We start from the raw sequence: 14,373 nt of genomic DNA, 5'->3' as shown, positions 1-14,373 counted from the left end.
AGAGAGTCCGCGGGGACTACGGGTGGTCGAGGATGGCGTCGGCGTTGATGTGCTGCTGGTCGAGCACACCGCCGTAGACCCGGATACCGCGCAGGTCGCCGTACCAGTAGTCGCTGTCCTGGCCCTTGAAGCGGCCTCGCCCGAGGAAGAGGTCCTCGAGGTCGTTCGCGCCGTTCCAGCCGATCACGTTGTCGACGCACTTCGTGCTGAACTGGTAGGCGTCCGTCGTCGCGTAGAGGCACGCCCGGCGCGCCACGGCGTCGTACGTCCCGGCGAGGTGGGTCCAGACGCCGGACTCGGCGTCCGCGTCCGGCGTCGCCAGGATGGCCACCGGGTTCGCCGGGGTCGACTCCTTCATCCACATCGCCCAGCTCCAGCGGGGGTGCCAGGTGCCGTTCACGTCCTGCACGCCGCGGTAGCCCAGGAGGTACGGCGAGAAGTTCGCGCCGTTCGCCCCGAGCGCCGTGCGGCCGGGCTTGTCCACGCCGCCGGGATCGGACGGGTCGCGCTGCTTCTCCCGCGCCGCGTCGGCTTCGGTCCAGGTGTGCTTGACCCAGGCCTCGACCGTGAAGCTGCGGTCGCTGCGGAAGTTCTGCGGGCGCGGCCCTTCGACCTGGGAGCCCCACTCGAACGGGAACCGGGCGACGTTGGCCCCGGTCTCGTCGGTCGTCATCTGGAAGCTCCCCGACGGCGTGCCGGTCACGCCGCTGACGGAGTCCGTCGTGGTGCCGTCGAGCTGGTAGTTCGCCCGCAGCACCGCGGTGTTGGCGAGACCGGCCACCTCGGCGGCGGGCAGCGCGCGGTCCCAGACCTGGACCTGGTCGATCGAGCCGACGAAGGCGCCGACCGACCGGCCGGGCAGCTTCCCGATCCCGAACGGCCCGGTCGAGCGCCACACACTGCCCGCGGGGATCACCGTCTCCGAAGCGAGCGCGCCGTTGACGTACAGCCGTTCCTTGCCCGCGACCGAGTCGTACTCTCCGGTCAGGTGCGTCCACTTCCCGGCGTACGGGGTGATCGACGTCCCCGCCCACCGCCAGTTGCCCGCGTCACCGGCGGCGTCGGCGCTGCTCATCCCGAACGCGACGTTGTCGGGTGAGGAGCTGAGCAGGAACGAGTCACCGGCGGTGCCTTCCTGCGTCACCAAGGTGTAGAAGTCGGACTTGTCCAGCTTCACCCAGGCCGACACCGAGAAGCTCTGCGCGGTGTCCACCACCGGGGACGACGTCGCCGCATACCCCTGGCCCGAGCCCACCAGGCCCTGGCCGGTGCCGTGGCCGATCGAATCGTCGGTCGCGGACTGGCCCGCCGAGTCCGAGTACCCCGGGCCGAACGGGAGGCCGGTGAACGCGAGGGTGTTCTCGGTTCCCGTGGCGTCCTGGGTGTCGCCGTCCAGCCGGTACTCGCGAGCCGCGCCGAGGCCGGCCGGAACGCCGTTGGCGCCGTACAGCGTGCCGACCTCGGTGGCGGACAGGGCCCGGCCGAACACGGCCGCCTCGTCGATCGCGCCCTTGGTCAGGTAGGTGCGGACACCGTTCGCCTTCGCGCCGCCGAGGACGAGCGGACCGCTCACGTTCGCCGCGGTCGCGGACACCGTCTGCTGGAGGGTGCCGTCGACGTACAGCGACGCGGTGTGCGCACCCGCGTCGTACACCCCGGTGAGGTGGGCCCAGGTCCCGGCCGTCGGCGCGGTCGCCGACACCGCGGAGGTGACCGTCGCGCCGGCGACGTCCGCGCTGCTCAGGCTGAACGCCCACTTGCCGGTGCTCAGGTACTGCAGGGCGAACCCGCTGGTCTGGTCCCCGTCCTGGGAGAGCACGGCCCGCTGGCCGCTCAGGTCGGCGGGGTCGGCCCAGGCCGAGACGGAGAACGACTTGGTGGTGTCGACGATCCGGGCCGGCGTCGCGAAGTAGTCGCCCGCCTGGCCGCTGAGCGCCGCGGCCTGGCCGAGCTTGCCGGTGGCGAAGGTGCCGGTGCCGGTGCCGGCACCCGCGTAGCGCAGGCCGGTGACCTGCGACCGGCCGTCGCCCTCGAACTGCCAGGACGCGACCGGAGCCGCGGCGTCCTTCACCGTGAACGCGTAGTCGACCCGGTTCGACGGGGTCTTCGCCCGGTTGCACGACCACGCGCTGAGCACGTGCGGTCCCGGGCTGCCGGGCGCGATCGCCGTGGTGCCGGGGCCGTTCAGGGCCTTCGGCTTCACCGTGCCGGCCTCGGTGCCGTCGCAGCTCGGCGCGACCGTGTTGTCCATCCGCCAGACGTAGTGGTCGACCGGGGCCGCCGTGCCGGCCGCGGTGAACGTGAAGTCACCGGGGCGGCCGGGGCCACCGCCGTACGCGCCGGACGGGTAGGTCTGCGACGCGATGCCGGGTGCCGCGGGCGGGGTCAGCTCGACCTCGGCCTCACACGGCACCGCCCAGGCGGTTTCCCGGCCGTCCGTCGAATGGACGTCCCACGAGTAGAGGCCGTCGGCGTTCATCTCGTTCGTGGGCAGCGTCGTGACCGCGTTGCGGTTCGCCTGGTTCGCGTCGCTCAGGATGTTGTCCGAGCCGAACTCCCGGCCGTCCCAGACGTGGGTGTTGGTGCTGACGAGTCCCTTGTAGATGCGGAACCGGGCGTCCAGCTGGTAGCCGTCCGGGTCGGAGACGTTGGCCCGGGTGACGTAGCCGGTGCTGGTCGGGCCGAGGACCGGCCGCGAGGCACCCTGGACGCAGGGGTAGGACCGCGTGCCGTTGAAGATCGCGAGGTTCTTCGGCTGGTTCGGCGGGGAGTTGTACTTGACCTCGAACCCGACCTGGGGCGAGTAGCGCTTCCAGGTCGCCTGGTCGCCTTCGTTCGGCGAGACGATGCCGAACGTCCACGTCGGCGAGTTGCCCTTGACCGCGCTGTCGATGGTCGAGGTGATGTCGAAGCCGACGTTGGTCGGGCAGCCCGAGACCGTCGCGACCGTCTGCCACCAGGCCGGTCCGCTGTTGAACCGCAGGCCGGGGCTGATGCCGCCCGCCCAGACGATGTTGTTGCTGCCCGAGCAGTTGCCGGGCTGGGTCAGGCCCATGGTCAGTTTCGCGCTGTAGATGGTCTTCCCGCCCAGGCCGCCGAGGTTCATCTCGACGAAGGACCGCGCGGTGACCAGGTGCCCGCTGCAGCTCGAATTGGTGTCGTAGTAATAGCCGGCGCGGAGGTTGTCGTCGCTGTCCCACACCGCGTCGCCCGGCGTCTTGCCCGAGCCGCAGGCGTACTGGACCAGGTAGTGGTTGCGACCGCACGCGGCGCAGTAGTTGTCGTGCCAGGTCGGGTCGACGTAGACGGGGTAGACGGTGTCGGCGGCGGCCAGCAGCTTCGGGTCGGGGGTGAGGGTCAGCTTCGTCCCGTCGAGTGCGACGCCGACGGCGGCGCGGTGCCCGGCCGGGGCCGGACCGCGCGTGAAGTCCTGGGCAGCTGTCTCGACGCCGGCGGAGTCCCACATCGCGGCGGCCGGCGCGGTGAACTTCTCGTCGCCCGCGGCGTTGCGGACGTGCAGCGAGCCGTCGGCGTCCCTGGTCACCGTGCCACCCCGCACCGGCACGCCGAAGTCGAGCTTCGCCAGGTTCTTCGCCGCTTCGGGCGTCTTGACGACGACAACCTCGTGGACGGTGTCGATGTCGACCTCGACCCGCAGGTCGACCCCGGGCAGCACCTCCGGGTAGGTCGCGGTCGGGCCGGTGACGACCGGCTCGGGCAGAGCGCCGGGCCAGTCGAACCCGGCCGTCGTCCCGTCGCGGGTCAAGCGCAGCAGGGGCTGCGCGCCGACGGACTTCGCGGTGCGGCCCGCGCCGGCGGAGAGGGTGATCCCGGTCGTCGCGGCCTTGGGAGCGAGCACGCCGTCCTTCGGCGCCAGTGTCGAATCGGGCGTGGACCACGCGCCGGCCTGCTTGACCCGCACGGGCCGCAGGTGGCGGGTGGTCGTCATCGTGCCGTCCGGGTCGGCGAACGTCTCCGCCGTCTCGGTGGTCTGGTCCATGACCTGGATGCGCTTTCGCGCCTGGCCGGCATACCGGGCCGCGGTGGCCTCGTCCGGCGCGGTGTCCGGGACCTGGGCGACGACGTCGGCCGCGGCGGCCGGAGGCCGCAAAAAGGCCGTGGCCGGAAAGATTCCGAAGGCCACGGCCAACACCAGGAAGAGCACGCCACGTCTGGATCTCAGCCGCGAAGAACGCACGTCGAAAGCCACGAAGATTCCCCTCACTCCGCGGCCGGACAACCCGGGCCGCGCCCAGGAGCAACCATCACCGATGATCGACTGCGGCGGTAGCGGCCGAACGGCTTAATTCGGATCTCACATCGATCACTTGCGGCAAAACAGACATTTCCTGTTGTGGCCCCGGTTACTTCGCGGTGCGCGCCGCCAGTACGGCGTCGTAAAGCTCCTTTTTGGACACCCCGGTGGCCTCGGCGACCTCCGCCGCGGCGGTCTTCAAGCGCTCGCCGGCCGAGACCCGGGACTGGACCTCGCCCACCAGGTCCGCCACCGACACCTCCCGCGGCTCCGCCCCGGACAGCACGACCGTGATCTCCCCGCGCACACCGTCTTCGACCCAAGCGGCAAGCGACGAAAGACTCCCCCGCTTCACCTCTTCGTACGTCTTCGTCAGCTCGCGGCACACCGCGGCCGGCCGATCCGGGCCCAGCACCGAAACCGCGTCCGCCAGCAACGACGCCAGCCGGTGCGGGGACTCGAAGAACACCGCCGTCCGCGGCTCGTCGCGCAACGATGAAAGCCAGCGCGTCCGCTCACCGGGCTTCCGCGGCGCGAAGCCCTCGAAACAGAACCGGTCACACGGCAGACCGGACAAAGCGAGCGCCGTCGTCACCGCGGACGGGCCCGGCAGGCAGGTGACCGGGATGTCCGCGGAGACGCACGCCGACACCAGGCGGAACCCCGGATCGGACACACTGGGCATACCGGCGTCCGTCACCAGCACCACCGACTCGCCCGCGCGTAACGATTCGAGCAACTTGGGCAGGCGTGCCGTCTCGACGTCCTCGTAGAAGCTCACCACCCGGCCGCGCGGGGTCACGTCCAGCGCCGAGGCCAGCGAGCGGAACCTGCGGGTGTCCTCGGCCGCGATGACGTCGGCTTCGGCCAGCGCTTCCGCCAGGCGGGGCGAGGCGTCGCGGACGTCGCCGAGCGGGGTGGCGGCCAGGACGAGACGACCGGGAACTACCGAGGGGCTCACCGGGCCAGCCTAGGCTGATCAGCGGATCCGGACGACGCACGCCCTGTCCCGCCCGTAGGATCGCCCCCGTGACCGCCGTGCTGACCCGTCCCGACGACGAAAGCGTCCGGCCGGACCCGGTCGAGGCGCTCCGGCCGCCGACCGACCGCGAAGTGACCCTGCTCGGCCGCGGCATGCCGACGGACCGGCTGCGCGGCTGGGTCGTCACCCTCGTGCTGACCGTGATCGGCGGCATCGTCCGGCTGCAGAACCTCGGCGTGCCGACGGACAAGGGCAGCCCGGTCTTCGACGAGAAGCACTACGTGCCGCAGGCGTGGCAGGTCCTGCGCAACGGCGGTTACGAGGACAACTACGGCTACGAACTGGTCGTCCACCCGCCGCTGGCCAAGCAGCTGATCGCGATCGGCGAATGGCTGTTCGGCTACAACGGCTGGGGCTGGCGGATCATGCCCGCGCTGGCCGGCACCCTCATCATCTTCCTGACCATCCGCATCGCCCGCCGCCTGACGCGCTCGACGCTGCTCGGCGCCATCGCCGGCATCCTGGTGATCAGCGACGGCGTGCTGCACCTGCAGTCGCGCATGGGCATGCTCGACATCTTCATCGCGCTGTTCGTGCTCGCCGCGTTCTCCTGCCTGCTGGTCGACCGCGACCAGGTGCGCACCCGGCTCGCGACGGCCGTGCGCGAGGGCTGGGTCAACGAGTCCGTGTGGGGCCCCAAGCTGGGCTTCCGCTGGTGGCGGTTCGCGACCGGGCTGATGATCGGGCTCACCTTCGGCGTCAAGTGGTCGGCGCTGTACTACATCGTCGCGTTCGGGCTGCTGTGCGTCGGCTTCGACGTCGCGGCGCGGCGCGCGGCCGGCGTCGAACGGCCGTGGCTGGGCACGATCCGCCGCGACGTCGCGCCCGCGCTGTGGGCGATCCTGCTCATCCCGTTCCTGATGTACCTGAGCGCGTACTGGGCCTGGTTCGCGAGCGAAACCGCGACCGACCGGCACTACACCGAGATCAAGGACATCGCGCCGGGCTTCTGGTCGTGGGTGCCGGCGTCGCTGCGCTCGCTCGGCGACTACTCGGCGAACGTCCTGCACTTCCACGAAACGCTGGTCACGCCCAAGGACAACCCGCACCCGTGGGAGTCGAAACCGTGGACGTGGCCGATGGGGCTGCGCCCGATGCTCTACAGCTACGACGGCGACGTCACCGGCTGCGGCGAGTCCCGCTGCGTCAGCGCGACGATGCTGATCGGCACGCCGGCGATGTGGTGGCTGGCGATCCCGATGCTGGGCTGGTCGGTGTGGCGCTCGTTCTTCCGCGCGGACTGGCGCTACGCGGCCGTGCTGGTGGGCTACCTCGGCGGGTACGTCTTCTGGTTCACCAACATCGACCGCCAGATGTACTTCTTCTACGCGACGCCGTTGGCCGCGTTCCTCGTGCTCGGGTTGACGTTGTGCCTGGGCCAGATCCTGGGCAGCGCCCGGCGCGGGTTCGAGAGACGCGGGACCGGTCTGCTCGTGGTGTCGTTGTACGTGGGCCTGGTGGTGGCGAACTTCGCCTGGCTGTGGCCGATCCTGAACGGCATCGCGATCACCACGGGCCAGTGGGAGGCCGAGCGCTGGCTGCCGTCCTGGCGGTAGCTCACCCAGAACTGGGCGCGCAGCTTGCAGTGTCTTGAATGAGTCATTCAAGACGTCCGACGACTTGAATGACTCATTCAAGACCTTCGGCGAGCCCCGCGGTGACGCTGGAGGCTGCGGTACTGGTGCCGGCTCAGCCCGCGAAATACGCCCCCGGCGTGACGCCGACCGCCCGCCGGAAGGCCGCGACGAACGCGCTCGCCGAGCTGTAGCCCACCCGGTGCGCCACCCCCTCCAGCGGCGCGCCCTGCGCCAGCAACGGCAGCGACGCACGCAGCCGCACCTGCGTGCGCCACGTCCCGAACGGCATCCGGCACTCCCGGACGAAGATCCGCGCCAGTGTCCGTTCCGCCGCTCCGACGTCCCGTCCGAACTCCGCCAGGCTCCGCGGGTCCGCCGGGTTCGCCAGCACCGCCGTCTCGACGTCGCGGGCGCGCGGGTCGGCCGGGGACGGCACCACGATCGGGACCACGTCCAGGGGCTCCAGCAGGTCGAACGCCACCGCCTCGGCCCGCAGCCGCGCCGCCGGGGCCACGCTGTCGCCGGTCAGGTACTCGAGGAGCTCGCGCAGCAGCGGGCGGACGACCACCATCCGGGGCACGGGCCACGACACCGGGGACAGCGCGGGCTCGGCGTAGATGCCGCGCAGCGCCGCCCGGCCGAGCGCGCCCGTGCGGTGCTGGACGCCCGCCGGGATCCACAGCGCGCGGGTCGGCGGGAGGACCCAGCCCGCGTCGCCCGCCTTCACCGCGACGACCCCGCGGGCCGACCAGACCAGCTGGTGCACCGGGTGCTCGTGCTCGGGGAACCAGGTGCCGGCGGGCAGGTCGACCTCGCCGAGGAGCATGGCGCCGGATTGACTGTTTCGCGACATCGATTGGCAGGCTATCGGCTATCGGTCACCCGTGGGGCGCTCTAGCGTCGGACGCATGCCGATGAACCTGATCCACCGCAAGATCTGCAGTTCGGAGAAGTGGGCTGCCACCGTCGAGGAGCGCCTGGCGCCGTGGCTCGCGGAGCGTGACCTGGGCGATGACGTGCTCGAGATCGGACCGGGGTTCGGCGCCACGACGAAGGTGCTGCTCGACGTCGTCCCGAAGCTGACGGTCCTGGAGATCGACCACGCGTCGACCGAGCTGCTGCGGGCGAAGTACGGCGACCGCGCGGAGGTCGTCGAGGGCAGCGGCGCGGAGATGCCCTTCGAGGACGGCCGGTTCTCGGCCGTCGTGTGCTTCACGATGTTGCACCACGTGCCGACGTCCCGGCTGCAGGACGCGATCTTCGCGGAGGCCGCGCGGGTCCTGCGCCCGGGCGGCACGTACTGCGGCAGCGACGGCCAGCTCAACCTCCGCTTCCGCCTCTTGCACATCGGCGACACGATGAACGTCATCGACGCGGAGACCTTCCCGGGACGGCTCGAGAAGGCGGGGTTCGAGCAGGTCAGCGTGGACCTGCGGCCGAAGGAGCTGGTGATCTTCTCGGCCGTCAAGCCCGGCAGCCCTTCAACCTGAACGATCTCCGCTTTCAGCGACGCGGTGGCGAGGTTCAGACTTGCGAAGCCGCCTAACTCACAAGCCGTGCTAAGTCAGCCGGCAATCCGTTCCACAGACCGGGCAGAAGGCGCGTTTGGCCGACGAGGTCACCTCGAGGCCGCACGCGAGGCAGGAACCCTGTTCCCGGTTCGCCGGTTCCCCGCCGAAGCCGCCGTCGTAGTAGTCCCGGTCGGGCCAGGCGACGATCTCGACGACCGGGGGCAGGTCATCGCGGGCAGGCACCGGTGAGACCTCGGCGAGGCACAGCGTGCTCGGCATGACGACGTCGCGCTCGTCGTGCCCGGGCAGGACCCGGCGGAGCACATCCACCAGCTCGACCAAGGACAGCCGCGACAACTCCTGCGCCAGGGCTGCCCGCTCGCCGTCCGTGGTCACCGGCGAGGCAGCTGGTTCCCCGGCTGACGCGGCACCACCCGCGTCACCGGGCCGTCGGCCGACTTGCCGGCCCGCGACAGCCAGCCCTCGACCTCACGCCGCACGGCGCTCAACGTCGGACGCCGCCGAGGCTCCGGGTCCAGCGAAGCCGCCAGCAGCCGGGCGTGGGCACTCCGCTGCGGAAGCCGGGACACCGGTTCCGCCCGGGCCGCGGCCATCAGCGCCGCCATCGGCGTCTCGCGGGTGCCGCGCGGAGGCTGGCCCGACAGCGCGTAGCTGATCGTCGCCGCCAGCTGCCACGCGTCCGATGCCGGGGATGCCGTCGCGCCCATTGCCTGCTCGGGAGCCACGAAGTCGGGCGTGCCGATCATCATGCCGGTCGCCGTCATCTTCGAGTCGCCCTGGCTGCGGGCGATGCCGAAGTCGATCAGGTGGGCCAGGCCGCTCGGGTCGAGGATGACGTTCGACGGCTTGATGTCGCGGTGCAGGACGCCCTTGTCGTGCGCCGCCGCCAGCGCGCCCGCCATCGTGGCCCACAGGCGGCCGGCCGCGACGTCGTCGAGCGGGCCCTGGCCGTCGACCAGCTCGGCCAGCGGACGGCCCTCGAGGTACTCCATGACCAGCGCGAGCCCGTCCGGCTCCTCGGCCAGGTCGTACACCTTGACGCAGTTCGGGTGGCTGACCACGGCCAGCGCGCGGGCCTCGCGCTGCATGCGCTCGGCGGTGTCGCGGTCCGGCGCGTGCGCGATCTTCAGCGCGACCGTGCGGTTGAGCTGGGTGTCGACGGCCTGCCAGACCGTGCCGAACCCACCCGCGCCGAGCTGCTTGACGCGCCGGTAGCGGCTGCCGCCGGCGTTGCGCGAGCCGGGCGGCGGCGGGATCGGGCCCGGCGCGGCAGCCAGCGCACCGGCCATCGGCGGCGGCTCCGGCGCGGCCGCCAGGGCCGTCTTGGGATACGGGCGGTTGATGGGAGGCGGGGGCGGCGGCGGGGTCGGGCGCGGCTGGACCTGCGACGGCGGCGGCCCCTGCGGCTCCTGGTCACGGCGCGGCGGCACGTCGGGCCGGTTGATGACCGACCACGGCGGCGGCCCGACCATCGCGACCGGGATCAGGCCCAGCACGCTGAACGGCAGGAAGCCCAGCCAGAAGTGCAGCGCGGTATTCGCCTCCATGCCGACGCTGAACACCAGCATCGCGGCGAACGGGATCCAGAAGAACCGCGACGGCCACTTCGGGCCCCGGCGGAAGGCGGTGCGGCCCTGCAGCATGACGAACAGCAGCGAGCCGGCGCCCAGCACGACGAACGCCAGCAGGTAGACGAAGAACGGCATGTCCTTGCCGCTCTGCGAAGACAGCACGTCGAAGACGGTCTGGCCGCCGCCGAGGTACTCCCGCTGGTTGTCCACCCAGCAGCCGCCGGCGCTGTTGAGCGTCGAGAGTTCGGCCTGGGACAGCCCGGTCTTCTCCTTGGCGTACGCCGCCTGGAAGACCCCCGACACGCCGATGGCCAGCAGCCACGGCAGCACCAGGGTGCTGAACAGCCCGATCGCGCCGAAGACCGACAGCGTCGTGACGTCGTAGCGGTTGCCCGTGCCCTTCCGGATGATCGACACCGCCAGCGCGCCGATCGGCGGCAGCAGTGCGACGAGCGCGCCGGCCGCACTCGTGGCCCAGACCCAGTCGCCGGGGCAGAAGCCCGGGCCGAACAAGGAATGGGCTAGCGAGAGCAACGCGCTCGCGAGTCCGTTCACCGCCGGGCTCCCCTCACTGTCCGTGTTCACTACGTACCATCACGCGGCGTTTTCCCGCGGTCCAGCTTAGGACGCAGCCGGCCGCCATGAGGTTGCCGGGTCTTCAGGGTGCCCGGAATCCGGCGCGCCCGCCGCCCGCGCGTCATGATGGGGGCCGGCGAGACGTTCGACGCGAAGGAGCGGGGCATGGGCGCGTACTCCGAGGCCTACCGGCGGAGCCTGGCCGATCCGGAGGCGTTCTGGCTGGAAGCGGCCAAGTCGATCAGCTGGACGAAACCCCCGCGGCGGGCGCTGGACGACTCCCGGCCGCCCTTCTACCGCTGGTTCCCGGACGCCGAACTGAACACGTCGTACAACGCGCTCGACCGGCACGTCGAGGCCGGCCGCGGCGGCCAGGCCGCACTGATCTGGGACTCTCCCGTGACCGGACAGCAACGCACCTACACCTACGAAGAGCTGCGGGACACGGTCGCGCGGTTCGCCGGTGCGCTCAGCTCCCTCGGAGTCACGAAGGGTGACCGCGTCATCGTCTACCTGCCGATGGTGCCCGAAGCCGCGATCGCGATGCTCGCTTGCTCGCGGATCGGCGCGGTGCACTCCGTGGTCTTCGGCGGGTTCGCGCCCAAGGAGCTCGCGGCGCGGATCGAGGACGCGAAGCCGAAGGTGATCCTGGCGGCGTCCTGCGGCATCGAGCCGACGCGGGTGGTCGAGTACAAGCCGATCATCGACGGTGCGCTCGCGATGACCGAGCACCAGCCCGACCACGTCGTCGTGCTGCAGCGCGAGCAGGCGCCGGCCGAGCTGACCGGCCGCGACCTCGACTGGCGCGAGCTCGCGGCGAACGCCACCCCGGCCGAGCCGGTGCCGGTCGCGGCCACCGACCCGCTCTACATCCTCTACACGTCCGGGACCACCGGAAAGCCCAAGGGCGTCGTGCGCGACACCGGCGGTCACGCCGTCGCGCTCGCCTACTCGATGGACGCCGTCTACGACATCCACGCGGGCGACATCTGGTGGACGGCGTCCGACGTCGGCTGGGTCGTCGGGCACTCCTACATCGTGTACGCGCCGCTGCTGGCCGGCGCGACGACCGTGCTCTACGAGGGCAAGCCGGTCGGGACGCCGGACGCGGGCGCGTTCTGGCGGGTCATCGCCGAGCACGGCGTCCAGGCGCTGTTCACCGCGCCGACCGCGCTGCGGGCGATCAAGAAGCTCGACCCGGACGCCCGCGAGCTGGACAAGTACGACCTCAAGGCGTTCAAGACGCTGTTCATGGCCGGCGAGCGGCTGGACCCGGAGACCTACCACTGGGCGCACGCGAAGCTCGGCACGCCGGTGATCGACCACTGGTGGCAGACCGAGACCGGCTGGGCGATCGCGGCCAACCCGCGCGGCCTCGAGCCGATGGAGGTGAAGGCCGGCTCCGCGACCAAGCCCGTCCCCGGCTGGGACGTCCGGATCCTCGACCAGGCCGGCGACGAGCTGCCGGCCGGGCGCGAAGGCGCCATCACGGTCAAGCTGCCGCTGCCGCCGGGATCGCTGCCGACGCTGTGGGGCGACGACGAGCGCTACCGCGAGGCCTACCTTTCGCGCTACGACGGCTTCTACCTGACCGGCGACTCCGGCTACCTCGACGAAGACGGCTACCTGTTCGTCATGGGCCGCACCGACGACGTCATCAACGTCGCCGGGCACCGGCTGTCGACCGGGTCGATGGAAGCCGTGCTGGCCGCGCACCCGGCCGTCGCCGAGTGCGCCGTCATCGGCGTCGCCGACCAGCTCAAGGGCCAGCTGCCCCGCGGGTTCGTCGTGCTCAAGGCGGGCGAGGACATCCCCGAGGACAAGCTGCGCGACGAGCTCGTGGCCATGGTCCGCCGGGACATCGGGCCGGTCGCGGCGTTCCGCGATGTGTCCATTGTGGACGCGCTGCCGAAGACGCGGTCCGGGAAGATCCTGCGCAAGACCATGCGCGCGATCGCCGACGGACGGGACGAAGCCGTGCCCTCGACGATCGAGGACCCGGCGGTGCTGGACGCGATCCGGGCCGCGCTACGCACTTCGTAAAGTATTGTTCCAAATGCACCTGCTGGTCTGTACCTTTGTGAGGAGTCCCCGACCGGAGGTGCCCTGATGCGCTTGTCCAGAGCCGTCTCGACCGCGGCGATCGTGAGTCTGACGGCAGTCGGCCTGCCCGCTGCCGCGGCGGCTTCCCCAGCCGCCGCTCCGGAACGCAGCGTGACCGACGTCGTCCCGGCGCCCGTGTCGGCGAAGGCCGACCCGCGGGGCGATTTCAAGCTCACGCCGTTCACGGTGATCAGCGCCGACCGCGGCGCCGGCCAGGTCGCGGACTACCTGCGCGGCCTGCTCCGCCTGGCCACCGGCTACCCGCTGCCGGTCGTGCCGCGCTCGTGGGGCGCGCCCGCGATCTCGCTGCAGCTCGGCCACGACGCCCGGATCGGCACCGAGGGTTACGAGCTGAAGGTCGCCCACGACGGCGTCTCGCTGAAGGCCAACACCGCGGACGGGCTCTTCGAAGGCGTCCAGTCACTGCGGCAGCTGCTGCCGTCGGCGATCGACGCGAAGCGCGTCCAGCACCGGACGTGGACGGTCGCCGGCGGCTCGATCCTCGACTACCCGCGCTTCGGCGAGCGCGGCGCGATGCTCGACGTCGCCCGGCACTTCTTCCAGCCGGACCAGGTCAAGCTGTACATCGACCAGATCTCCCAGTACAAGATCAACACCCTGCACCTGCACCTGGCCGACGACCAGGGCTGGCGCATCGAGATCAAGAGCTGGCCGAAGCTCGCGACGGTCGGCGGCAAGACGGCGGTCGACGGCGACCCGGGCGGCTACTACACGCAGAAGCAGTACAAGGACATCGTCGCGTACGCGGCTTCACGGCACATCACCGTGATCCCGGAGATCGACATGCCGGGTCACACGAACGCGGCGCAGTCGACGTACGCCGAGCTGAACTGCGACGGCAAGGCCGTCCCGGTGCGCACGGACACCGAGGTCGGCTACAGCTCGCTGTGCATCTCGTCGCCGATCACGTACAAGTTCGTCGACGACGTCGTGCGCGAACTGGCGGCGATCACGCCGGGCCAGTACCTGCACATCGGCGGCGACGAGGCCCACGCGACGCCGCCCGCGGACTACCTGACCTTCCAGCAGAAGGTGCAGCCGATCGTCGCCAAGTACGGCAAGAAGGTCACCGGCTGGCACGAGATCGCGAAGTCCACGCTGCCGGTGTCGGCCGTCCCGCAGTACTGGGACTTCGGCGGGGACAACGAGTCCGTCGCGGCCGCCGCGGCCCGGGGCAACAAGATCCTGATGTCGCCGGCGAACTACGCGTACTTGGACATGAAGTACAACCCCGAGACCCCGCTGGGCCAGGACTGGGCCGCACTGGTCGAGGTCAAGGACGGGTACAGCTGGGACCCGGCTTCGCTGGTGACCGGCGTCGGCGAGAAGCAGGTCGCGGGCGTCGAGGCACCGCTGTGGACGGAGACGATCCGGACGAGCGACGACATCGAGTACATGGCGTTCCCGCGGCTGCCCGGCATCGCGGAGATCGGCTGGTCCCCGAAGTCGACGCACAACTGGGACGCCTACCGGCTGCGCCTGGCCAAGCAGGCCCCGCGGTGGACCACGCAGGGCATCGACTTCTACCGCAGCCCGCAGGTCGACTGGAAGTAGCCCGTCGTGAGTGAGAAACAGGGTTAGAACCCTGTGCCATGTTTCAGGACATCGTGAACAGGTATGTCTCACGACATCGTGGACAGTTTCGGGTTGATGAGACGTTGGTAGCGTACCGACCGGTCTAGCGTCAGCTGGCGGG

At 71.0% G+C, this 14,373-nt stretch carries 9 protein-coding genes; 4 read left to right on the top strand and 5 right to left on the bottom strand.

All coding sequences use genetic code 11. The features are described from left to right. Window positions 1–16: 16 nt before the first annotated feature. Together QQ657_RS45000 and rsmI are read right to left on the bottom strand one after the other, a co-directional pair. Window positions 17–4,144 carry a LamG-like jellyroll fold domain-containing protein gene (locus tag QQ657_RS45000; protein ID WP_284748524.1) on the bottom strand — a complete coding sequence of 1,376 codons (4,128 nt, stop codon included), beginning with the start codon at window positions 4,142–4,144 and terminating at the stop codon, window positions 17–19. Between the two features lie 220 nt (window positions 4,145–4,364). Continuing rightward, window positions 4,365–5,216: a 16S rRNA (cytidine(1402)-2'-O)-methyltransferase gene (gene rsmI, locus QQ657_RS44995; protein ID WP_284748523.1), complete on the bottom strand. Its 852-nt coding sequence runs from the start codon at window positions 5,214–5,216 to the stop codon at window positions 4,365–4,367. A 68-nt stretch (window positions 5,217–5,284) separates the two neighbouring features. Here rsmI and QQ657_RS44990 point away from each other — a divergent pair, with 68 nt between their 5' ends. Further along, window positions 5,285–6,853 carry a dolichyl-phosphate-mannose--protein mannosyltransferase gene (locus QQ657_RS44990; protein WP_284748522.1) on the top strand — a complete coding sequence of 523 codons (1,569 nt, stop codon included), beginning with the start codon at window positions 5,285–5,287 and terminating at the stop codon, window positions 6,851–6,853. A gap of 133 nt (window positions 6,854–6,986) precedes the next feature. On the opposite strand, the gene QQ657_RS44985 is transcribed toward QQ657_RS44990, so the two are convergent. Next, window positions 6,987–7,700, bottom strand: a complete 714-nt coding sequence (locus tag QQ657_RS44985; RefSeq protein ID WP_284748588.1) for an AraC family transcriptional regulator — start codon at window positions 7,698–7,700, stop codon at window positions 6,987–6,989. Window positions 7,701–7,782: 82 nt separating this feature from the next. Between QQ657_RS44985 and QQ657_RS44980 the strand changes: the two genes are divergently transcribed. Then, on the top strand, window positions 7,783–8,364 hold the full coding sequence (locus QQ657_RS44980) for a class I SAM-dependent methyltransferase (protein ID WP_284748521.1): 582 nt from the start codon (window positions 7,783–7,785) through the stop codon (window positions 8,362–8,364). A 69-nt stretch (window positions 8,365–8,433) separates the two neighbouring features. Here QQ657_RS44980 and QQ657_RS44975 read toward each other — a convergent pair whose 3' ends face one another. After that, window positions 8,434–8,781: a hypothetical protein gene (locus tag QQ657_RS44975; RefSeq protein WP_284748520.1), complete on the bottom strand. Its 348-nt coding sequence runs from the start codon at window positions 8,779–8,781 to the stop codon at window positions 8,434–8,436. Next, window positions 8,778–10,532 (bottom strand): serine/threonine-protein kinase, encoded by a 1,755-nt coding sequence (locus tag QQ657_RS44970; RefSeq protein WP_284748519.1) that lies wholly within the window; start codon window positions 10,530–10,532, stop codon window positions 8,778–8,780. The genes QQ657_RS44975 and QQ657_RS44970 overlap by 4 nt, the downstream gene beginning before the upstream one ends. A 186-nt stretch (window positions 10,533–10,718) precedes the next feature. On the opposite strand from QQ657_RS44970, the gene QQ657_RS44965 reads away from it, so the two are divergent. Then, window positions 10,719–12,596: a propionyl-CoA synthetase gene (locus QQ657_RS44965; protein ID WP_284748587.1), complete on the top strand. Its 1,878-nt coding sequence runs from the start codon at window positions 10,719–10,721 to the stop codon at window positions 12,594–12,596. Between the two features lie 66 nt (window positions 12,597–12,662). Next, window positions 12,663–14,231, top strand: a complete 1,569-nt coding sequence (locus QQ657_RS44960) for a beta-N-acetylhexosaminidase (RefSeq protein ID WP_284748518.1) — start codon at window positions 12,663–12,665, stop codon at window positions 14,229–14,231. Window positions 14,232–14,373: the final 142 nt, after the last annotated feature.

The sequence above is a fragment of the Amycolatopsis ponsaeliensis genome (assembly GCF_030182635.1).
Lineage (GTDB): Bacteria > Actinomycetota > Actinomycetes > Mycobacteriales > Pseudonocardiaceae > Amycolatopsis > Amycolatopsis ponsaeliensis.
This window is presented reverse-complemented; position numbering and strand designations above follow the sequence as displayed.

Coding starts and splice junctions, on each gene's coding strand:
- QQ657_RS44985 (WP_284748588.1), bottom strand. CDS start 7,700: ATGCTCCTCGGCGAGGTCGACCTGCCCGCCGGCACCTGGTTCCCCGAG.
- QQ657_RS44980 (WP_284748521.1), top strand. CDS start 7,783: ATGCCGATGAACCTGATCCACCGCAAGATCTGCAGTTCGGAGAAGTGG.
- QQ657_RS44965 (WP_284748587.1), top strand. CDS start 10,719: ATGGGCGCGTACTCCGAGGCCTACCGGCGGAGCCTGGCCGATCCGGAG.
- QQ657_RS44960 (WP_284748518.1), top strand. CDS start 12,663: ATGCGCTTGTCCAGAGCCGTCTCGACCGCGGCGATCGTGAGTCTGACG.